The sequence below is a fragment of the Thauera sp. 28 genome, assembly GCF_000310145.2.
GTDB lineage: Bacteria > Pseudomonadota > Gammaproteobacteria > Burkholderiales > Rhodocyclaceae > Thauera > Thauera mechernichensis.
The window spans coordinates 36,278-58,208 of the sequence record NZ_AMXA01000007.1 but is presented as its reverse complement, the minus strand read 5'-3'; the positions used below and the strand labels follow the sequence as shown (position 1 = coordinate 58,208).

At 66.2% G+C, this 21,931-nt stretch carries 15 protein-coding genes; 5 read left to right on the top strand and 10 right to left on the bottom strand.

The window, feature by feature from the left end; genetic code table 11:
* Positions 1–3: 3 nt before the first annotated feature.
* From C662_RS07515 to C662_RS07495, 5 genes are all read right to left on the bottom strand, one after another.
* Positions 4–1,467: a lipopolysaccharide biosynthesis protein gene (locus C662_RS07515; RefSeq protein WP_002926841.1), complete on the bottom strand. Its 1,464-nt coding sequence runs from the start codon at positions 1,465–1,467 to the stop codon at positions 4–6.
* 455 nt (positions 1,468–1,922) lie between these two features.
* Positions 1,923–3,035: a glycosyltransferase family 4 protein gene (locus C662_RS07510; protein WP_002926840.1), complete on the bottom strand. Its 1,113-nt coding sequence runs from the start codon at positions 3,033–3,035 to the stop codon at positions 1,923–1,925.
* A gap of 166 nt (positions 3,036–3,201) precedes the next feature.
* A complete protein-coding gene (locus C662_RS07505; RefSeq protein ID WP_002926838.1) occupies positions 3,202–4,323 on the bottom strand; it encodes a hypothetical protein in 1,122 nt (373 codons plus the stop codon).
* Positions 4,320–4,634: a metal-sulfur cluster assembly factor gene (locus tag C662_RS07500; RefSeq protein WP_002926836.1), complete on the bottom strand. Its 315-nt coding sequence runs from the start codon at positions 4,632–4,634 to the stop codon at positions 4,320–4,322. The genes C662_RS07505 and C662_RS07500 overlap by 4 nt, the downstream gene beginning before the upstream one ends.
* A 314-nt stretch (positions 4,635–4,948) precedes the next feature.
* Positions 4,949–8,509: a VanZ family protein gene (locus tag C662_RS07495; RefSeq protein ID WP_002926834.1), complete on the bottom strand. Its 3,561-nt coding sequence runs from the start codon at positions 8,507–8,509 to the stop codon at positions 4,949–4,951.
* Between the two features lie 115 nt (positions 8,510–8,624).
* Here C662_RS07495 and C662_RS07490 point away from each other — a divergent pair, with 115 nt between their 5' ends.
* On the top strand, positions 8,625–9,047 hold the full coding sequence (locus C662_RS07490) for a hypothetical protein (RefSeq protein ID WP_002926832.1): 423 nt from the start codon (positions 8,625–8,627) through the stop codon (positions 9,045–9,047).
* Between the two features lie 15 nt (positions 9,048–9,062).
* Here C662_RS07490 and C662_RS07485 read toward each other — a convergent pair whose 3' ends face one another.
* Together C662_RS07485 and C662_RS07480 are read right to left on the bottom strand one after the other, a co-directional pair.
* Positions 9,063–10,316, bottom strand: a complete 1,254-nt coding sequence (locus C662_RS07485; RefSeq protein WP_443080826.1) for a pyridoxal-dependent decarboxylase, exosortase A system-associated — start codon at positions 10,314–10,316, stop codon at positions 9,063–9,065.
* Between the two features lie 41 nt (positions 10,317–10,357).
* Positions 10,358–11,935 (bottom strand): acyl-CoA ligase (AMP-forming), exosortase A system-associated, encoded by a 1,578-nt coding sequence (locus C662_RS07480; RefSeq protein ID WP_002926829.1) that lies wholly within the window; start codon positions 11,933–11,935, stop codon positions 10,358–10,360.
* Between the two features lie 123 nt (positions 11,936–12,058).
* On the opposite strand from C662_RS07480, the gene C662_RS07475 reads away from it, so the two are divergent.
* Positions 12,059–12,325, top strand: coding sequence for an acyl carrier protein (locus C662_RS07475; protein WP_002926828.1), 267 nt, complete (start codon positions 12,059–12,061; stop codon positions 12,323–12,325).
* Between the two features lie 21 nt (positions 12,326–12,346).
* Here C662_RS07475 and C662_RS07470 read toward each other — a convergent pair whose 3' ends face one another.
* Entirely contained in the window at positions 12,347–14,083 is a 1,737-nt protein-coding gene (locus C662_RS07470) for an SLC13 family permease (protein ID WP_002926827.1), read from the bottom strand.
* Between the two features lie 20 nt (positions 14,084–14,103).
* Positions 14,104–14,898 carry a 3'(2'),5'-bisphosphate nucleotidase CysQ gene (cysQ, locus tag C662_RS07465; protein ID WP_051018553.1) on the bottom strand — a complete coding sequence of 265 codons (795 nt, stop codon included), beginning with the start codon at positions 14,896–14,898 and terminating at the stop codon, positions 14,104–14,106.
* A gap of 166 nt (positions 14,899–15,064) precedes the next feature.
* On the opposite strand from cysQ, the gene cysD reads away from it, so the two are divergent.
* Positions 15,065–15,988, top strand: coding sequence for a sulfate adenylyltransferase subunit CysD (gene cysD, locus C662_RS07460; protein ID WP_002926825.1), 924 nt, complete (start codon positions 15,065–15,067; stop codon positions 15,986–15,988).
* A gap of 1 nt (position 15,989) precedes the next feature.
* Entirely contained in the window at positions 15,990–17,897 is a 1,908-nt protein-coding gene (gene cysN, locus C662_RS07455) for a sulfate adenylyltransferase subunit CysN (RefSeq protein ID WP_002926824.1), read from the top strand.
* A gap of 319 nt (positions 17,898–18,216) precedes the next feature.
* Here the strand turns inward: cysN and C662_RS07450 are convergent, their stop codons facing one another.
* Positions 18,217–19,551: a PEP-CTERM sorting domain-containing protein gene (locus C662_RS07450; RefSeq protein WP_232433233.1), complete on the bottom strand. Its 1,335-nt coding sequence runs from the start codon at positions 19,549–19,551 to the stop codon at positions 18,217–18,219.
* 344 nt (positions 19,552–19,895) lie between these two features.
* Here C662_RS07450 and dnaX point away from each other — a divergent pair, with 344 nt between their 5' ends.
* Positions 19,896–21,866: a DNA polymerase III subunit gamma/tau gene (gene dnaX / locus C662_RS07445; protein WP_002926822.1), complete on the top strand. Its 1,971-nt coding sequence runs from the start codon at positions 19,896–19,898 to the stop codon at positions 21,864–21,866.
* Positions 21,867–21,931: the final 65 nt, after the last annotated feature.

Here is a 21,931-nt window from a genome sequence, read left to right as displayed (position 1 = left end):
GCCTTAGCGCGCGAGGCGAAGAGTTCGGCGCCAACGCAGGCTCTCGTCTGCAAGCGCGTTGAGGGGAATGAACAGGAACGCCGCTGCGTAGGCCAGCCCGGCGGAGCCTCCGACAATCAGCATGTAGAGGGCCGGCTGGGTGTCACGCCAACCGGTAGGCAGGATGGCATGGCCCACTGCGAGCATGCCGAGGAACAGCAGATTGAGCTTCAGACCCGGTGCGAGCGCATTGACAAGGTGGGCGAAGGAGCTCTGGAAGCATCGCGTGGCCAGGTAGTACATGACCGGGGTCGAGTACGCGATTCCAGCAAAAATGCCCCAGGCTGCACCGACGAGACCCCATGCCTGGAGCCCGTAGTAGCATGCCGCGGCCACGAGCAGCCCCTGGCTCGTGTGGATCCATACTTCCCTGCCCAGGCGGTTCATGGCGGCAAGGACTGCGCCGCAGGGGTGGCCAATACAGATCAGCAGGCCGGCGAGGGAGACGATGCGCAAGGGGTCGGCCGAAGGTAGCCATTTTTCGCCGTAGACGAAGTGCATGAAGGGCTCGGCCATCCAGGCCAGGCCGATATAGATCGGCAGGGTGTAGACGACCATCAGCATGATCATGCGGTAAAAGAGGTACCTGACCTCGTCCGGACGGTCCTGAGCCTTTGCCATCGCACGAAACACGGCTTCGTATACCGCTCCGCTGACGGTCGAGAATGGCAGCCAGGCCAGGCTTTCGCCCTTGTTGAAGAGGCCGACCGCGGAAGGGCCTGAGACGCGACTGATAATGGCGTTGCTCGCCTGCTTGGTGAAGTACGAGGCAAGGTCATTGAGGGAGACCTTGATGCCATAAGCCCCCAGCCGTCTTGCCACTGCCATGTCGACGCTCAATTGCGGACGACGATCGCTGACGCGGTCAAGCAGTACAAGCGTGATGAGGCTACCCAGAATCCCCGACAGGATCAGGCTCCACGGACCTGCGCCCACAATGGCAAGCCAGATGCTCGCCAGTCCCGTGAGGACGCCCACCACAAGGCCGATCAGGGAGCGCTCCTTGAAGCGCATCTCACGATGCAGTGCGCTCGCGCGCGTATTGACGAAGGGGCGCAACAGGAAGCTGATTGCCGAGACACGCACCAGGTCCGTGTACAACGGGTTTCCGAAGGTGGTGGCAAACCAGGGGGCGGCGAAATAGAACGCAATGAAGATGAGGGCGCCAACCGCCAACTGCGCCGTGAATACGACATCGAAATCCCGCGCGCTCGCATCCTTCGACTGGACCAGTGCCTGTCCCATCCCTCCGCCACTGAGGAGTCCCACGAAGCCGGTAAAGATCTGGATCGTGACGATGAAGCCGAAGTCCTCGGGGACGAGCAGGCGTGCAAGCGCGATCCCGAATGCGAACTGCAGGATCTGCGTACCCAAGCTGCCAGTGATCAGCCACTTGATCCCGGCCCGGATCGAGTTTGCGGCGCTCATGAGGCCAGAAGCATGTTGCGAGGTGAATGGTTCGGGAGGAGCATGCAGTTTCGGTATCGTGGTTGTTCAGCGCCAATGACAGTGCGAGCGCGCATATGCCCGCAGGCGCCTTCGGCATGCAGATGTGCCGCTGGGGTTGAGATCATCGACTGCGCTCTTCGGTGAGGACTCGCTTCCGGTGTCGTCCGCAACCGGTCTTGCCTGCGCGGCCGGCAAAAGCTGCGAATCGCTGCGGATCAATAAAGTGACGGACGCATGCAGGCAAGCGCCGCTTGAAGCGCCTGCATGCGACCGGATGGGGCTGCACGAGCTGCTCTACGGAGGTAATGCCATTCATGCAGGGCTCCGATGTTGCGGAGCGCATTGTGCCCGCATCGTCATGACGCAGCCGTGAATTATGGCATCACGGTTGCTGATGTCGAGCGTCTGCGCCGTAGAGGACGACCTTTCCGCCGTCATGACAGTGTGCCTGCCGCATGGCGTACGAGCACCTCCTCGAATGCAGCGACGGGTTGCTCGGCAAAGTGCTGCGTGATGCGCAGGTACGCGGCCTCTCCCATCGCATGCCTGGCGTCGGGGTCGGCAACGAGGCGCTCGACGGCCTCGGCCAGTTCGTGCGGGGATTCCGGGGCCACCAGATAGCCCGTGCGGCCGTCATCGATGATCTCCGGCAGGCCGCCGACGCGGGTCGCGATCACCGGCTTGCGGCAGGCGCCTGCCTCGATCGCGATCAGCCCCAGGGGCTCCTGCCAGCGTGACGGGACGACGACGATGTCGGAACTCGTGTAGACGTCTTCGACCCGCGTGATGTAGCCGAGGTAGCGGATGCGCGGATCGCCCCCGGCCATCCCCTGCACGTCGTGCTCGCTGTAGGCGCCAGGGAAGACCTTGGGGTCCCGGCACTCGCCGGCAATCAGGAAGACGAGATCGGGGGCCTTGATCAGGCGTGCCATGGCGATGAAGTCCTGCACGCCCTTGATGTCGCGGATCTGCCCGACAAAGCTCACCACGACTCGACCTGCTTCGATGCCTTGTGCTTCGCGTATCGAGCGGCCAAGGCGGAAGCGCTGCAAGTCGACGGGGTTGTGTACCACATGCTTGGGCAGGGCCGCAGGCACCGAGGCCTGGCCCACGAACCTGGACACCACGACTACGCCTCTTGCCCAGCGCACCACCGGGCTGATGGCTTCATTCACCACATGGAAATGGAGCAGGATCGGGATGCCAAGCAAACGTGCGGCGAGGGCTTCGGCCGATCGCCACGGGCGGTTATTGAAGTGAACCAGCCGCACCTTCTCGCGCCGGAAAAGCCTGATCGCGCGTACCAGGTTGCGTGCGAAGCCGAGCCGTTGACCAGGCTCAGTCGGACTGCCCCAGATGTGATGGCGCAGGCCGAGGCGGTTCAGTTCGGCGACGATGGGGCCGTCACGCGGCAGCAGCAGGATCGGTTCGATGCGGCTGCGGTCGATGTGGCGAAGATTCGTGTACAGCACACGGCTGGCGCCGCCCCAGTCGCCCGCACTGCCGGTCACGAAGCAGATCTTGATTTTCTCTTGTCGAGCCGGCATTACCGTGTCTTGTCGTCGGGCGGGACGAATGCTGCGTCGCGCATGGTTCGGAGCCGGGCGTCGAGCGTGGAAGACCACGCCGGCCCATGCAGATGTCCCGCGAGGTTAGACGAATGGTGTGGTGCAGGCGTGGAACGATTTCACGCCCCTGGCGTTGCCGGCAGGCTCAGCCGCCTGGCGTGAGGCGTGCCCTGCTGCGTTTGCTCTTGGCAGGTTGCCATGCTCCGCGCGCCACGCTTAACAGCATCGTGGCAATGAACACCGCCAGCGTCGCCGCATTGGCAATTGCGCCCGACTGGCGCAGTGCGAGGCTGTCGACCACGTCGCCGAACACGCGCAGGGCGAGCGAGATGTGCAGCAGCGTCAGCGGCAGGTAGAAGGCCGCGTGGTAGGGAATCTTCACCTTCACCACCGCGGGGAAGATGATCGGTGCGTGGCCGAACACCATGGCAAACACGAAGCCCAGCGCTACGGCATGCATGGCGGCGTCGTAGAGCGCGTGCCCGGGGGTGAAGCCGCCAGCCAGCCCGGCAATCGCTCCGGTGGCAAGCCACACATAGCCCGATAGCAGGCAGATCGCGATGAAGCGCGTGAGGCCTTGCTGACTCGCGTTGTGGCGGGCGATGTCGTAGCGCAGCAGCCATGCCGCCAGTGCGAGCAGGCCGGCGGCAAAGGCGATGCGCCCGTGCTCCGGTTCGACGGGCGTGAACAGCATGCCGCCGAGGACCAGGCACGAAAGGGCGATGAAGCTCGGCGCGGCGGCGCGGCGCACGGGCAGGAAGCGCGTGAGCTCCAGGCGTTCGCCTGCGATGGTAACGACCAGGAAGGCCAGCCAGAATGGCACCGCCCCTTGCAGGTCGCCGTTGACGAACCACACCAGATTGCCCAGCAGCCAGCACACCGCACCCAGCGCAAGCATGACGGTGAAGAGCGCAAACTGACGCTGCATGACCTGAAAACTACCGAGCAGCACCACCAGCGCCGCACCAACGAAGAGCGACTGCGGCACCCATAGCGGGGCGCCGGCGATGAGCAGCACGCCGCCTGTACCCGCGGCGGCTGGGCCGAGATAGGCCGACAGCCCGTCGAGCGCGACTGCGCGCTCCAGGCTGATGACGGTGCCGAAGAACGCGCAGATCATCAAGGCCGCATGCGTGCCGGCCTGGGTGGCAGCGATACTGGGAACGTCCACGCCCAGTCGGGCGAGTCCGGCGAGCACGCCCGTAAGCAGCGCCGCGAGACCGAGGATGAGCAGCGGGATGCGCGCCGGCGCTGGCAGTGCGGTCATCTGTTCCAGCCGAAGTGGTCGCGGGCGTCGGAGGCCATCATGTCTGGGCTCCACGGCGGCTCCCACACCACATCGACGCGAATATCGATCTCGGGCGGCAGCAGCGGATCGAGAACCGCGTCGATCTCGTCCAGGATCACGTCGGCCAACGGACATGCCGGTGAGGTCATGGTCATGTCGATGTGGACCGTTCCCGGTCCGCACTCGATGCGGTAGATGAGCCCCAGATCGACAATGTTCATTCCGACTTCGGGGTCGATCACCCGCCGCAGTGCGTGGCGGATGGCGTCAGGATCGGGCATGGCGGTCATTCGGCAGGTGCTTCATTGGACGCATCGAGCCGCTATTGTACTTCCAGTTTCCCCGGGGCCGGCTGTCGAGAGCCCCCGTACGAGCAGCGCCAGCCGCGAGTGGTTGAAGGCGATGGGGCTTGGGCGGGGCGACGAGAAGCTCGCGGCTGGCGCCGCTCCTACAGCAAGCCCAACGCGGCTCGCTCCCCCAGTGGGAGCGGCGCGAGCCGCGAGGGGTTGAAGGCGATGCGGCTTGGGTGGGGCGACGAGAAGCTCGCGGCTGGCGCCGCGCTTGCAGCAAACCGCCGCACGTCTGGCCCAATGCGGCAAGCCTGCTACTCGTTGAGGTGGTGCGTGCTACCGCCGACGACCTCGACGGTGGCGCCGAGCTGGCCAGGCGTGAACCACCAGCGCGTGGTGCGCTCGGGGCCTGCGATTTCGGCGCCGATGCGGCCATCGGCCTCGATACGGCGAACGCTGGCGGCGGGGCTGGCGCCCGCTGCGGTTGGGAACATGACGACCAGGAACTGGTCCTCGCGAGCGTCGCGCAGTGGCATCAGCTCGATCCGCCAGGCCCCAGGCTCGGCGCGGCCGTGGCCGAGTTGGGCGATGGCCGCTTGTGCGCTGCCGTCCTGATCGTAGTTGCGGCCGTCCACGAAGAACTCGAAGCCGGGTCCGCCGATGCTGTTGAGCATCGGCTCGCGTGGCAGCAGCACGTAGCCGTGCAGGCGACCGCCACTGCGTCCTGGGTTCTGATTGGCCGGGATGAAGAGGTCGAAGCGGTCGGGGCCGAGAATGGGAGGCTCGATCGAGTGCAGCAGCCAGCGCTTGCGGAACTCGGCCCGGGTTGCGACGACATCGTCGAATACGACCACCGCATTGTTGATGCGGTCGTAGCCGAATACCCGCCACATGCGCTCCACACGCCGGGTGCGGTCGGCAAAGCTGCCTCGCCCCGACTGACTGTTGGTGTAGGCCGGTGTGATGTCGGCAACGGCGACTGCCAGGTCGTCCTCGGCCATGTGCGCGACGATGCGGCCGGTGTGGTAGGTCTCGCGCCGCTGTGCCCATTGCTTGGCGTCGAGCGGTGCGCCGTCGACGCCCCAGCCCGAGCCGATGCGGCGTTGACCGCCGTCGTTGGCGTAGTGGCGCGGGTTGGCGTGGTCGAAACCAGGGCCCGGCTGGTTGTCGGCAGGGTCGGTGACGGTGACGAGGTTGTGGGCGATGCTCTGGTAGGCGTAGTTCATGTGGTGTTCCGACCCGTAGGCCGGGCCGTACCAGCCGCTGTCGATGGCAAGTGGGCCGCCGCTGTAGATTGTGAAGGCGCCCTGGTCGAGATGGCTGTGCGACCAGAAGTTGTCACCCGCCTTGAAGCTCACCCAGGTTGCGTGCTCGCTCCAGTCGCTGCGGGCGATGAGCATGCCGATGCCGTCGAAGAGCTTGGCCAGTGGCAGGCGCGCGGCGGCTTGCGGGTCGATGAGGCCATCGTCCGACAGCGGCCCCCAGGGCCAGCCCGTTGGCACCGGGCCGCCCTTTGGCGGGACCAGCGAATAGGCTGCGGCGTGGCGGAACTCCAGCGCCAGAGCTGCCGCATCGCTGGGGTGGCGATTGAACCAGGCGCCGTCGCCCCAGCGCATGTGGGTGCCGTCGGGGCGGGTGCGGTAGACAAGAAAGTCGAGGAAGCCGCGGATGCCTGGCTCGCTGGCGAAGAGGTCCTCGCCCGTTGCGGCGCGCCATAGCGCGGGCAGGGTGTGGATGGCCTGGCCGATGCCTACGGCGACATATTCGCCGCCCTCGTGCCAGCCGCCGCTGTTGCCGAAAACCTGGCGCCACACCGGCAGCACGCGGTTCTTCCAGAGTTCGTGGGTGAAGCTCATGTGCGCTTCACCACGCGGGTGGTCGCCGTAGAGCGCGATGCTGCATGCCATCAACGCCTGCAGCGGTGCGTTGTAGAGGAAGGCGTTGTAGGGCGACAGCTGGTCGCGGCGGATGACGTCGATGAGATAGTCGCAGCCTTCGGCGAGCTTGTCGCGCAGGGCGTCGCGCTCGGCTGCGGTCCATTGGTCGTGCAGCCAGTCGTAGGCGATTGCCAGTGGCATGACCTGGCCGTGTCCGCGGTCGACGAAGCGCGTTTCCATCAATCTCGCATGCAGGGGGGCGAGGTTGAACACCCCCGGCTGGATGAAGCCCGCCTGCATGATGGCGTTGATGGCATTGGGATTGTTGCGTGCGGCAGAGGACAACTGCTCCAGAAGGCGCGGGTTCCTTGCGCGCAGGGTGGCGATGTCGGCGGGAGACGGATGTGGCAGGCGGGGGTGCGCCATGCGAAAGCCGGGCAACTGCGGCCCTGGTAGCGCCGACGGTGGCGGGTACGTGACGCTGGGCGTGTTCGCGCCGGCGGCAGGCGGCGCATCGGGTACGGTCAGCGCCACACCGGCAATGATCAGGGCTGCCGGCAGCACACCGACCAGTAGGGCCTTGCGCCAGTCCGCGCTTGCGGTGCGTGCGGGGTAACCAAGGCCCTCATCGTGTGCGGTGGCATGGGACGTGGTCGCGTGGGCCTGCATCAGCGCGAGGATGCGGCTGGCGACCCAGTGCATGAACCAGGCGCTGCTCGCGGCGATCAGCAGATTGGTCGGATCGGGCTTTTTGCCCACGGTGAACAGCTTCAAGACCTCGACGCCGAAACACAGCGCGAGCGCTACGAGCACGGCGAGGATCATTGCCCCCCTTTGCAGGCGGGGAAAGGCGAGTGCGGCGACCAGGCCGATTGGCGCGTAGCTCCCCAGGACGAAGAGCAGGCTGCGCACCGCGGCCGTCTCGGTGGTGTAGTAGTGGTAATAGAAAGGCAGGAAGCGCAGCGTCTCGAGCTTCTCCGTGGCTGCCCAGGCAGGCTGGAGCGCCAGCGGCAGCACTTCGTGGAGTGCGAGCACCAAGGCAAGGTAGACGGGGCTCAGGAGCAGGCTCCAGCGTAACAGCCGGGCGGGCGAGTAGTGCAGCCACTGCAGCGGGTGGCTGCGCGCGAGTGCCACTCCCCAAGCCATGCCGAGCGCGCGGGTGAGGATGGAAATGCCCTGGGTGGTGCCCGAGGCGAGCACGATCTGCACTGCCTCGATGAGCAGCCCGACGGCGGCGCCCGCCACAACCCCGGTGACAAGGCCAGGACTGCGCCGGCCGGGCGAGCGCGCCTTCAGGCCGAGCGCCAGCAGCAGCCCGACGGGGACCATCAGTACGGCCTCCACCAGCAACTTCACCCCGCAGGTGAAGGCTGCACCGCAGGACAGCCCTGGGCCAAGGCTGAGACTGTCGGGGCGGGCGAGCTTGGCCGCAACCTCTTCGCTGCTGACGAGGAAGTCGTAGGGAAAGAAGCTCAAGCCGAGGTAGCCGAGGGCGTACAGCCCCAGCACGGCGAGCAGACTGTGCGCTCCGCCATGGACGAAGCGCTGCCACAGCCCGGCGATGCGCTGCCCGGCGACGAACCAAAGCGCCAGCCCCAGCCCGGTGCCCAGGCCCTCCGCGAGCAGGTCGTTGCGCGAGACCGTTCGCGGCGGAAAGAACAACTGCAGGTACTCGATGCCCACGGCCATCGCCAGGATTGCCGTGACTACCACCATGAGCACGAGCACGCGGGCCGCACGTCCCATCCGGCTCGCCCACACTGCGCCGGTGGCGAAGTAGGCGAGCACGATGTACAGCAGGATGTTTGCCACCCAGTCTGCACGCGAGCCTACGCCCAGGTCCAGCCAGGGGGTGTTCATGAATGCCTGCCAGGCGTCCTCGCGTGGGCGGTACTCCAGCGGCACCAGGCTGCCGTAGGCGACGAAAACCGCCCACAGCAGGGCGATTCGGGCGTGCTGCCAGGCCCTGGCGGGGGCGGCGGAGCGCGGATCGTGCATCGTGTGATCTTTTTCCTGCGGCGTTGAGGTTCAATTGTCGTACGCCGCGCTGCAAACTGCTATCTTGAAAATTGACGCCAGACCCGGCGCGATCCGAACTCACGAGGGAGCAGACATGAAGGCATTCAAATGTGCGGCGGCCGCGTTCGCGGTCCTTGGTGTAGTGGGCTCGGGCCAGGCTCTCGCGGCATGCCCGGCCAACAACACGATGAATCATACGGAATTGAACAGCACCTTCTCCGGCAACACCGTCTGCGCGGCACGAGGCAGCAATCGCTGGCAGGCGTTTCACCAGGCGGGGGGGGCGCTCGTCGACTGGAAGAAGGGGCCCACCGACCCGGTCGACCCGACCAAGCAGGTCGGTTCCTGGAGCGTGAATGGCACGGGCGCCAACGCGCGCATGGTCTACAACTACGGCTCCGGTGGCACCTACACCTACCGCGTCGTCAGCAACGGTGGCGGACTTTACAGCTTCTGCAATGGCGACGAGGTTCACGACGCCACGGTGCGGCCCGGCCAGCAGTCCTGCGGTTTCTGACCCACGCCGGCGCCGCTATACCAGGACCTCGGCTACGCCTGGGTGGCCGAGGAAGGCCTGTGGGCTGGCCGATGCACCGTAGGCACCGGACTGGAACACCACCACCAGGTCGCCTTCCGCGGCCTGCGGCAGAGCCATGCGCTCGGCGATGAGGTCGAGCGGCGTACATAGCGGGCCGACTACTGACACGGCCTCGGCCGCAGGCTCGCCCATGCGGGTGCCTATCGTCACGGGGTAGTTCTTGCGCAGCACCTGGCCGAAGTTGCCGCTGGCCGAAAGGTGGTGATGCAGCCCGCCGTCGGTGACCAGGTAGGTGTGGCCGCGCGAGACCTTGATGTCGGTGATGCGGCACACGTAGATCCCTGCCTCGCCGACGAGGTAGCGGCCGAGTTCCAGCACGATGGCTGCCCCGGGCAGCGCGGTCGCTGCCTCGGCCACGATGTTGCCCAGCGCTGTCCCGATGGGGGCGAGATCCAGGCGCTGCTCGCCAGGAAAGTAGGGGATGCCGAGGCCGCCGCCGAGATTGAGCGTGCGCACCGGCCCCGGTGCGTGCTCGGCCAGGCGAAGGGCGAGCGCGAAGCTCTTCTGCTGGGCCTCGACGATGGCCTCCGCCTTCAGGTTCTGCGAACCGGCGAAGAGATGAAAGCCCTCGAAGGCGAGCTCCGCCCTGCCTATCGCCCGCAGCAGTGCCGGTACCTGCTCGGCATCGACGCCGAAGGGCTTGGGGCCGCCGCCCATCTTCATCCCCGATGACTTGAGCTCGAAGTCCGGATTGACGCGTACGGCCACGCGTGCCGGCACCCCAAGCGCCTGCGAGGTTTCGGCAAGCACCGCGAGCTCGCGGAAGGACTCGACATTGATCAGGATGCCGGCAGCGACCGCCTGGCGCAGTTCGGCGTCGCGCTTGCCCGGCCCGGCAAAACTGATGCACCGGGGGTCGGTGCCGGCGTCGAGCGCTATCTTCAGCTCGCCCGCCGAGGCGACGTCGATGCCGTCGACGAGGGGCGCCATGTGGCCGACCAGCGCCGGCATCGGGTTGGCCTTCATCGCGTAATGCAGCTCGATCCCCTTGGGCAGGGCGCTGCGCAGTTGTGCCACGCGCGCGCTCAGCAGCGTGCGATCGTAGGCGTAAAAAGGGGTGCTGCCGACGCGGGCGGCGAGCCTGCGTAGCGGGATGCCGCCGACCAGGAGTTCGCCGTCGCGCACCGCGAACTGGTCCATGGCGGCGTGTACGGGCGAGGCTTTGGCGGCAGGAGTGGAGGCGGGCATGGCGGTGTCAGTGGCGATGCGGTTGGCAGGAGGGTGGCAGCTCAGTCAGCGCTGAGCGCCTTGCGGTCGAGCTTGCCATTCGGGTTGCGCGGCAGCGGACCGGAGCGCAGCTCGATGCGTGTCGGCACCATGTAGGCGGGCATGCGTGCGCGGCACTCGGCCAGCAGTGCCGCGGTATCGAGGGTGGTACCGGGCAGGGGGGTTGCGATCACGGCGATGCCCTGGCCCAGCGTGGGGTGCGGCTGGCCGAAGGCGACGCACTCGCCGACCATGCCGGTGGCGTAGAGGATCTCCTCGATCTCGGTGGGGCTCACGCGGTAGCCCGAGGTCTTGATCATCTCGTCGCGGCGGCCGATGAAGTAGAGGAATCCGTCCTCGTCGCGGCGTACCGTATCGCCCGAGAACACGGCAATCTCCGGTAGCACCAGGCCGGGCTCGCGTCCGGGCGCGCGCGGCGGCAGGGGGCGGAAACGTTCGGCGGTGCGCTCGGGGTCGTTCCAGTACCCCATCGCTACCAGCGCGCCGCGCTGCACCAGTTCGCCAGGCTCGTTGGGGGCGCATTCGCTGCCGTCCTCGCGCAATACCAGCACCTCGGTATCGGGGATGGCCTTACCGATGGAGTCGGGGCGGCGGTCGATCTCCTCGGGTGGCAGGTAGGTCGCGCGGAATGCCTCGGTGAGCCCGTACATCAGGAAGGGGCTGCTTGCAGGTAGCTGCGCGCGCAGGCGGGTGAGGGTGTCGAGTGGCATGCGCCCGCCTGTGTTGGCGAAGTAGCGCAGGTGCTCGCTGACACCGGCGGGCCATTCAAGCTGTGCCAGTTGTATCCACAGCGGTGGTACTGCGGTGAGTCCGGTCACGCGCTCGCGCTCGACCGCCTTGAGCACATCGCGCGGCATCAGGTAGTTGAGCAGCACCACGCGGGCACCGGCATGGAAGGCAGTGGTGAGCTGCGACAGGCCGGCGTCGAAGGACAGCGGCAGCGCGGCGAGCAGGGTGTCGTCGGCGTGGTTGCCGAGGTAAGAGGCAACGCTGCGCGCGCCCGCCATCATGTTGCGATGCGCGAGCACCACGCCCTTTGGTCGCCCGGTGCTGCCCGAGGTGTACAGGATGGCCGCCATGTCGGTGTCGATGACGCGGTGCCCGGCCATGGACGGGGCGGCCACGAGCTCATCCCAAAGGTGCAGCGACAGGCCATCGAGCTGCGGACGCTCTGCGGGGCGACCGACCAGCACGACATGACGCAGGTCGTGACAAGCTGCCAGCGTGGCGCGCAGGGCGCCGAAGCGTTCCGGCGTGGTGACCAGGACGCGGACGGTGCAGTCGTGCAGGATGTGCCCGACCTGATCGGCCTTGAGGATGGGGTTGACCGGCACGAACACTCCGCCGGCGGCGCTGCAGCCAAAGGCGGCGGCGACGAACTCCGGGCGCTTGTCGAGGTAGATCGCGACCCGTTCGGCGCGCGCCAGGCCCAGCCCTGCCAAGCCGCTTGCAAAGCCGTCGATGCTCGTCTGCAGCGCGCCATAGCTGATGTGCTGCGAGCCGCTTACGAGTGCAATGCGCTCCGGGGCGTGTACGGCTGGGGCGGAAACGAGATGATGAAGGAGGTGCCTGGCGTGCATTGCTGCTCTTTTTGAATGAGTCTGAATTGTCGCAGTGCGCAATTCGCACCGGATGCGGAAGTATAATGCGCGCGTTTTCGCGCTGGCTTGCCGTGCGCGCGCGTGGTCCGCAAGGGAGAGAAGATGTCAGAACAGATTCTGAAGGAAGTGCTGGCGCTGCTGGACGAGGTGCTCAGCCTCGATGGTCGCGCCCTGGGCTTCAGCGCCGACACGCCCTTGCTTGGCGATCTGCCCGAGCTCGACTCGATGGCCGTGATCGCCGTGATCCATGAGATCGAAGCCCGCTTCGGTATCGAGGTCCCCGACGACGAGGTCGATGGCAATTCGTTTGCGTCGGTGGCCACCGTGGTCGACTTCGTGGAACGCCTCACCGCCCGCCAGCAGGGCTGAGGCGATCGTTCGGCGTGCCGGCTACGACGGCCTGAACGGGAAGAACACCGGCACCAGGGCTAGCACAACCGCAGCATAGGTCAGGCTCACCGGCAAGCCTGCGCGCAGGAAGTCGCGCATGCGGTAGCGGCCGGCCGAATACACCATCAGGTGAGTCTGGTAGCCGAAAGGGATCAGAAAACCGGCGCTGGCGCCATAGGCCACCACCATGATGAAAGGCGTCGGATCGACGCCGAACGCACGCGCCGTACCCAGCGCGATCGGAAACGCGAGGGCTGCCGCCGCATTGTTGGTGACGAGCTCGGTGAGCACCATGGTGATCAGATACACGCCGACCAGTGCTGCATACACGCCGTAGCCATCGAACAGGGCGCGCATCCAGCCCGCCATCAGTGCAGCGGCGCCCGAGCGTTCGACGACTCCGGCGATCGTCAGCGCCGAGCCGATCACCACCAGCAGCTCGAAAGGAAATCGCCGGCGCATTTCGCCCAAGGTCAGCAGGCCGCTGGCGAGCAGGCCGGCGAGCAGCAGCAACAGCCCCGAGAACAGCGGCAGCACGCCCACCGCCGATAGCACGATTGCGAGCGCGAAGCCCGTCAGCGCGGCCGTGCTCTGCGCAGGGCTCATCTTCGGGCGTACGCCCGAGCCGTTGAGTACGTGGAAGTTGCGGTCGAGGTTGCGATGCTGGAAGAAGTCCGGCCCCGCCGCCAGCAGCAGGCTGTCGCCCACGCGCAGCGGAATGCGGCCGAGCTGCCCGGTGAGGCGCTTGTCGCCGCGGCGAATGCCTACCACCCCGGCGTCGAACATGGTGCGGAAATCGACGTCGCGCAGCGTGCGGTTGGCAAGGTCCGATTCGCTCGACAGCACGACCTCCACCAGGTTGGACTTGAGCAGCGCGTCGGCGCCGGCACCGAACACCGCCAGGCCGGAGAAGCGCTGCAGGGCCTGCACCTTGTCCACCTCGCCCGTGAATACCAGTACATCGCCGGCGTGCAGCAGTTCGGCTGGCCCGACGGGCGAGATCAGCCGACCCTCACGCTCGATCTCGAGCAGGAACAGTCCCTCGAGGTTGCGCAGGCGGTTGTGCTCGATACTGCGGCCGATCATCGGCGAGCCGGGCATGACGCGGGCCTCGAGGAAGTAGGCCGAGCGTACATCGTTGCCGGTCGAGGCGTTCGCAGGCAGCAGGCGGGCGCTGAGCGTGAGCACCGCAATGCAGGCAAGCGCCACCGGCAGGCCGACCAGCGTGAACTGGAACATGTGCAAGGCCGGCAGGCCTGCTTCGACGACGAAGGAGTTGACCACCAGGTTGGTCGAGGTGCCCACCAGGGTGGTGATGCCGCCAAGGATCGATGCGTAGGAGAGTGGAATCAGCAGCTTCGAGGCCGGGTGCCGGTGCTGCTGGGTGATGGTGCCGAGCAAGGCGCCGACCACCGCCGTGTTGTTCATGAAGGCCGAGGCAAGGCTGCTGAAAGTGGCCAGCTTGAGGGTCGCCAGGCGGGTGCGCCCCTTGAGCAGGAGCTGGGAGAGCAGGTCTAGGAAGGGAGAGCGCTCCAGTGCCAGCGATACCAGCAGCAGCAGGATCAGGGTGGCCAGCGCCGGGTTGGAGAAGCTCGACAGCAGGGCCTGCTGGCTGGCCAGACCGAGCAGGTGGTAGATGCCGGCCCAACTCGCGAACAGGATCGCCGGGCTGATCCGGCCGTGAATCAGCAGCGCCAGCAGGAGACCGATCGAGCCGAGGACGAGGTGAGCTGTCATGCGTGGGTCGCGGTGGCCACTCAGTCCAGGCCGCTGGCGACGAAGTGCGGGTTGTCCAGGCCAGGCTTGCCGTAGCGCAGCGCGTCGCCGGCGAGCGTGCGTACCTTGCCGCCGGCAGCTGCCAGCACGGCGTGTCCGGCGGCGATGTCCCATTCCATGGTACGGCCCAGGCGCGGATAGAGGTCGGCTTCGCCGTTGGCGATGAGGCAGAGCTTGAGCGAAGAACCCGCGCTTTTCAGCGCAGCAACCGGACGGCCGGCAAGGAAGGCGTCGAGCGCCGCAGCATCGCCGTGTGAGCGGCTGGCAACGACCGTGAGCCCCGCCGCAGGGCTATGCCGGCAGCGGATCGGACGGCGTGCGCCGCCTTCCTCAATGAATGCGCCCACGCCGTGGGCGCCGAGAAAGAGGCGGTCGAGTGCGGGCGCGAGCACGGCTCCCAGCACCGGGTTGCCGTCCTCGATGAGTGCGACGTTGACGGTGAACTCGCCGTTGCGGCCGATGAATTCCTTGGTGCCATCGAGCGGGTCCACCAGCCAGAAGTGGCGGTCGAATTCGGGTACTCGTCCTGCAGCGACAGCCTCCTCCGCCACCACCGGCACGCCGGGCAGCAGGTCCTGAAGGGCAGGCAGGATCAGCGCCTCGGCGCGCTCGTCGGCTTCGGTCACCGGAGAGGCGTCGTCCTTGCCACGTACGGCGAAATCGGTGGCGTAGACCTTCATCACGACATCGCCGGCAGCACGGATGATCGGCACAAGGCGTTCGAGTAGCGGGGCGAGCGGTGGCAAGGTCACGGGCGGACTCCAAGCAAGGGGCATGGGTGATGTCGAGTGGCATAGTCTAGCCTTCGGCGATATATTGCATCGTCTTCGCGCACGCTGGAACAGGGCCCTGTTGCAGTTTCCTCCGTGCCTGCCCCGGAGCAGGCATGAATGGCTGAGGGTGAAGTGCGCGCTCAACGTCCAGAACCGAACAGAGCGACCGATGCCCATGCACAGTCCCGCAGCGAGCAGCCTGACCCACCTGCAACGGCTCGAAGCCGAAAGCATCCACATCCTGCGCGAGGTCGTCGCCGAAGCCGACAACCCGGTCATGCTGTACTCGGTCGGCAAGGACAGCGCGGTGATGCTGCACCTGGCGATGAAGGCCTTCTACCCCGCGGTGCCGCCGTTTCCGCTGCTGCACGTCGATACGCGCTGGAAGTTCCAGGAGATGTACCGCTTCCGCGACCGCATGGCCCAGCAGACAGGCATGGACCTGCTGGTGCACATCAACCCCGAGGGTGTGGAGAAGGACATCAACCCCTTCACCCACGGCTCGGCGATCCACACCGACATCATGAAGACCGAGGGCCTCAAGCAGGCGCTCGACCAGTACGGCTTCGACGTCGCCTTCGGCGGTGCGCGCCGCGACGAGGAGAAGTCGCGCGCCAAGGAGCGCGTGTTCTCGTTCCGCACCGCGCAGCACCGCTGGGACCCGAAGAACCAGCGCCCCGAGCTGTGGAAGCTCTACAACGCCAGAAAGCACAAGGGCGAGTCGATCCGTGTGTTCCCGCTGTCGAACTGGACCGAACTCGACATCTGGCAGTACATCTACCTCGAGAACATCCCCATCGTGCCGCTGTACTACGCCGCCGAGCGCCCGGTGGTCGAGCGCGACGGCACGCTGATCATGGTCGACGACCACCGCATGCCCTTGAAGCCCGGCGAGGTGCCGATGATGATGAAGGTGCGCTTCCGCACCCTGGGCTGCTACCCGCTGACCGGCGCCATCGAGTCCGAGGCCGACACGCTGCCGGCGATCATCCAGGAAATGCTGCTCACCAAGACCTCCGAGCGCCAGGGCCGGGTGATCGACCACGATTCCGCCGCTTCCATGGAAAAGAAGAAACAAGAGGGGTACTTCTGACATGGCACACGTTTCCGACCTCATCGCCACCGACATCGAGCAGTACCTGCGTCAGCACGAGAAGAAGAGCCTGCTGCGCTTCATCACCTGCGGCAGCGTGGATGACGGCAAGAGTACGCTCATCGGCCGCCTGCTCTACGAATCGAAGATGCTGTTCGAGGACCAGCTTGCCGCGGTCGAGGCCGACTCGAAGAAGTTCGGCACCCAGGGCGACCAGATCGACTTCGCGCTGCTGGTCGATGGCCTGGCGGCCGAGCGCGAGCAGGGCATCACGATCGACGTGGCCTACCGCTTCTTCTCCACCGACAAGCGCAAGTTCATCGTCGCCGACACCCCGGGACACGAGCAGTACACCCGCAACATGGTCACCGGCGCTTCCACGGCGGATGCGGCGATCCTGATGGTCGATGCGCGCAAGGGCATCCTCACCCAGACGCGCCGCCACAGCTACCTGGTGTCGCTGATCGGCATCCGCCACGTCGTGGTCGCCATCAACAAGATGGACCTGGTGGGCTACGCCGAGCCCATCTTCCGCGAGATCGTCGAGGACTACCGCGCCTTCGCAGCGCAGCTCGGTCTCGAGGGCATCACCTTCATCCCGATGTCCGCCTTCAAGGGCGACAACATCATTGCCCCCAGCGACAACATGCCCTGGTACCACGGCACCACGCTGATGGGTTATCTCGAGACCGTCGAGGTGGACGATTGCCGCATGCAGCGCGCCGCCTTCCGCCTGCCCGTGCAGTGGGTCAATCGCCCGAACCTCGATTTCCGCGGTTTTGCCGGCACCATCGCCAGCGGTGTGGTCAAGCCGGGTGATCGCATCCGCGTTCAGCCCTCGGGGCGCGAGAGCACGGTAGCGCGGATCGTGACTCTGGACGGCGACCTGGCACAGGCGGTGGCCGGGCAGTCGGTCACGCTCACGCTGGCCGACGAGATCGACATTTCGCGCGGCGACGTGATCTCCACGGTCGAGGCGCCGGCCGAGGTCGCCGACCAGTTCGAATGCACGATCAACTGGATGCACGACGAGCCCATGCTCGCCGGGCGACCCTACCTGCTCAAGATCGGCGCACGCACGGTGACGGCAACGATCACCGACATCAAGTACCAGGTCAATGTGAACACGCTCGAGCATGTCGCGGTCAAGAAGCTCGAACTGAACGCGATCGGCGTGTGCAACATCAGCCTCGACCGTCCGATCGCCTTCGATGCCTATCGCGACAACCGTGACACCGGCGGCTTCATCCTCATCGACCGGCTGTCCAACAACACCGTCGGTGCTGGCCTGCTGCACTTCGCGCTGCGCCGGGCACACAACATCCACCTGCAACACGTTGACGTGAACAAGCAGGCGCGTGCTGCGCTCAAGAACCAGCACGGTTGCGTGCTCTGGTTCACCGGCCTGTCGGGTGCGGGCAAGTCCTCGATCGCCAACCTGGTCGAGAAGAAGCTGCACGCGCTGGGCCACCACACTTACCTGCTCGACGGTGACAACGTGCGCCACGGGCTGAACAAGGACCTCGGCTTCACCGACGCCGATCGCGTCGAGAACATCCGCCGCGTGGCCGAAGTCGCAAAGCTGATGGTGGATGCCGGCCTCATCGTGCTCACCGCCTTCATCTCGCCCTTCAAGTCCGAACGCCGTATGGCGCGCGGCCTGGTCGAAGAGGGTGAGTTCGTCGAGGTCTTTGTCGACACCCCGCTCGAAGTCGCCGAGGCACGCGACGTGAAGGGCCTCTACAAGAAGGCCCGGCGCGGCGAGCTGAAGAACTTCACTGGCATCGACTCGCCCTACGAGGCGCCGGAAGAGCCTGAACTGCGCCTCGACACCACCCGGCTTGACCTCGACGCGGCGGCCGACACCGTGCTGGCATGGCTCGAGGCGCGGGGAATGCTCGTGCGTTGAATCGAGCACTGAGCAAGGATGGGGGCGACCCCACCCTTGCCCTCAGTTACTGAGACTGCGCGTAATCGGCGCACATCTCGCACAGCAGGTCGAAAAGCGTTTCAAGTTCCTTGCGTCCGGTGTTCATCATCGGCTCCTTCCGATTCGCGGCGACAAGTGGGGCGCGCGCCTGTCGAACAAGCCCGGGTGGCCTCGTCCCTGCTCCTGCAAGCCCCATCCCGCTAGAGGCAGCTTACGTCGCTCGCTCAGGAGAGGCCAATCGAAACGCATCATCGCGCCGATTGGCCTCGGCAATGCCCGTCCGGAAGCACGAGACAGCTCAGGAGGCCCGACGCGTCAGGCACCAGCCGAGCAGTCCCGCAGCGATGAGCACGAGGACGCCGGGCTCGGGGACGGGGGCGACGAACTCGGTCAGCGGTGTCATCGTGCCGGTAAAGCGTCCTTCCTCGGCAAAACGCAGGCCGGTGATGAAGGCCAGCGGGTTGGCCGGGTCCAGTCCGGCGGTGGTCTCGATCCCAAGCACGCGGAAGCGGTCGACGCCGTCGTCATCGAACACGAGTTCTTCGCCGCCAAGGATGTTGGTCTTGAAGGGCACCCACGCGCTGCCGTCCCAGAGTTCGATATCGTAGAGTGAATCGCCGATCCCGGTCGGGAGCAGCACGGCGCGGATCAGCGGGTCGCCAGCGCCGATGGCATAGTCGTAACCGACAGCCACGAGCGGATCTATGAAGATGATCTCGTCGGGAGTGACGCGCTCGATGGTGAACTTGAATACCGTATCGCCGGTCGGGTCGATTCCGCCGCTGGGCAGGTAGACACCGTCCGGCGCCCCTTCGGGCAGCAGCATGAAGTCGAAGAAGCTGCGCGAGCGGCTCAGGATGTTGGCGTTCGACACCGGCGCGGATTCGTCGCGGCGGTCGATCAGGCTGACCTCGACCGAGTACATCTTGTCGCCGCTCAGCAGGGTGCCGAGATCGGCATAATCGCCGATCCGGAACGAGGACACATCGGGCGCCATGAAGCTGCGGCTGAACAGGATGTCGCCCGAGATGGAGTCACCGGGCTTGTAGTCCAGGCTCCATATCTGCACCCGCACGCTGTCGTGGCTCGAATCTTCATAGACCCCCCAATTGAAGGTCATGTCCTCGCCACTGCCGCTGACACGCATGTTGGAGACGAAGGGCAGCACAGTTGCGCCTTCGATGGAGGGCAGGGTGCCGACAGCGGCATATGCATCCGTCGGGTCGCTCCGACCGAACAGGCTCCAGCCGGCCGTGCTGGGGTTGTAGGGCACGTTCTCACCCAACTCGGCATTGAAGAACAGCATGCCGTCCCCGACCGAGCGCGCATACTGGTTCGGCGCGACGGTGACCGGATCGTAGACGAGACTGGTGTAGTGCACACCGTCCTGGGTGGCGATGATCTGGGTGGCGGCGCTGGGTGTGGAGCCTGGATTGGGGGTGACGTTCAAGGCGCCGATCGTCTGCCTTACGCCGGCGAAGATGCGTACGGAGTTGTCGCTGCGATTGTCCAGGAAGTGATAGCTGTCGCTGACGGTGATGGCGGCGTCCGCCGTGCTCGCCTGCAGCAGGCAAAGGCTCATTGCCGCCGTCAGGGCTACCCTCTGCGGCGATAAGCTGTTTCTTGTGTTCATGCGAGTCTCCTGCGGGTTGTTGTTTTGTAGGTGTCCGGTGTTCGCCCGGACAGAGTGGTCGAAGCAATTTTTGTGCGAGTGGTATATCCCGCTGGCAAGTCGCAGCCGGCTGTGATCGACGCCGAGTTGGGGCGGGCATGTGTAAGGAATGCCGACACTTTCCCGGCGGCAGGAAGTTTCGATGCCAATCAGTTCGGTGGAGCAGCCCACGGGCGCAGCGGCGCAGGCCATCGATTCCGCTGATACCCCGGCAGATCCGAGTGCAGTCTCCTTCGGGCCCTCGCGGCGGGCGCTGCTACTGCAGGGGGGGGCGCGGCGGCCACGCTCTGCTAGAATCGCCCGCCATGAGCTATCAGGTCCTTGCGCGCAAGTGGCGGCCGAAGTCCTTCGGTACGCTGGTCGGTCAGGAGCACGTGGTGCGTGCGCTGTCGCATGCGCTCGCCACCGGCCGTCTGCATCACGCCTGGCTGTTTACGGGCACGCGCGGTGTCGGCAAGACGACGATTAGCCGCATTCTGGCCAAGGCGCTCAACTGCGAGACCGGCATCACCCCCGAGCCGTGCAACACCTGCGACGCCTGTCGCGCGATCGACGCCGACCGCTTTCCCGATTACGTCGAGATGGATGCGGCTTCGAACCGTGGCGTGGACGATATGGCGGCGCTCCTCGACAAGGCGGTGTATGCGCCGGTGCAGGGGCGCTACAAGGTGTACATGATCGACGAAGTGCACATGCTCACCGGGCATGCCTTCAACGCCATGCTGAAGACGCTCGAGGAGCCGCCCGAGCACGTCAAGTTCATCCTCGCCACCACCGACCCGCAGAAGATCCCGGTAACGGTGCTGTCGCGCTGCCTGCAGTTCAACCTCAAGCAGATGCCGCAGGGGCATATCGTCGAGCACCTCACGCGCATCCTGCAGGCTGAGCAGGTGTCATTCGAGCCTGGTGCATTGCGCCACCTCGCCAAGGCGGCGAACGGCTCGATGCGAGATGCGCTGTCCCTGCTCGACCAGGCGATCGCGCATGGCGCGGGCAAGGTCGAGGAGGAGCAGGTTACCCACATGCTGGGCACGGTGGGCGACGACCATCTGTACGCGGTGCTCGATGCCCTGGTCGCGGCTGATGTCCCTGCGCTGCTGCGAGTGGCTGATGGCATGGAGGCGCGCAGCTTGGCCTTCGATGCGGCCCTGCAGTCGCTGGCGACGCTGCTGCACCGCATTGCCCTGGCGCAGTTTGCGCCCGAGGCGATCACCGACGAACTCGAGCGCGCGCGCGTGGCGGCCTACGTGCAGGCCTTCGATGCCGAGTTCCTGCAGCTTGCCTATCAGATCGCCATCCACGGCCGTGACGAGCTACCGCTTGCGCCGGATGAGTACACCGGCTTCACGATGACGCTGCTGCGCCTGCATGCATTCCGTCCCGAGCAACCCGCAGCGCTCGGTGGGCCGGGCGTGGCGCCTGGGGGTGGTGGCTTGGCGCGGGCGGTGCCTGCGTCGGCGAGGCCGGCGCCAACGGTGTCCGCGTCGGTTGCTGCGGCGAGGCCGGAGCCGCCGGTCGCGGCCATAACACCGCCACCTGCCGCGGTCGCACAGCCTGCCGCAGAGCGGCCGCCAGCGATGGCTCCGCAGCCTGCCGAGGCCAAGCCGGCGGCGGTCGGCACCGCGCAAGCGGTGTCGGGGCATGACGTGCCGCCGTGGGAGGATCTGCCGCCCGAGGCCTATGCCGACAGCGCGGCCGTTGTCGAACGCGTGCATGCCGTGTCGTCTTCGCTGGGAGCAGCGAGCGAGGCTGCGTCAGCGCCCGCTCCTGCCCCGGTGGCTTCTGCCTCAGTGGCTGCTGCCGCAGAGAAGTCCGTGGTAGTGCCGGAGGCGACGATGGCGCCGGATGCAGCTGCCGGCAAGCCTGCACGCGGCGATGCTGCGACCCTGTTCGCGCTTGGTGATTGGCGCGGGCTGGTGCGTGCGCTTGAACTCGGTGGCCTCGTGCGCGAACTTGCCCAGCATTGCGAATGGGTCGATTTCAGCGATGAGGGCCTGCAGTTGCGCCTGTCAGTGGCGCACCGTCATCTGCTCGACATGAATCCAGGGGCGCTCGAGCGCCTGCAGGACAGTCTGTCGTCGGCCCTCGGGCGTACGCTCAAACTGCGCATCATCGTCGGCGACATTGCCGGTGAGACGCCGGCGCAGCGCGACGAGGTCGAGCGTCGTGCGCGCCATGCCGAGGCCGTTGCCGCGCTCGAGGCCGATCCCTTCGTACGCGAGCTGATCGAACGTTTCGATGCCACGCTCGTCGAGAGTACCGTGAAGCCGCTTTGAGCCGCTGCTTGCGGTGTCGGCCTGCGGCACACCCTTCCTGAAACATTTACCCTGAATCCCAACCA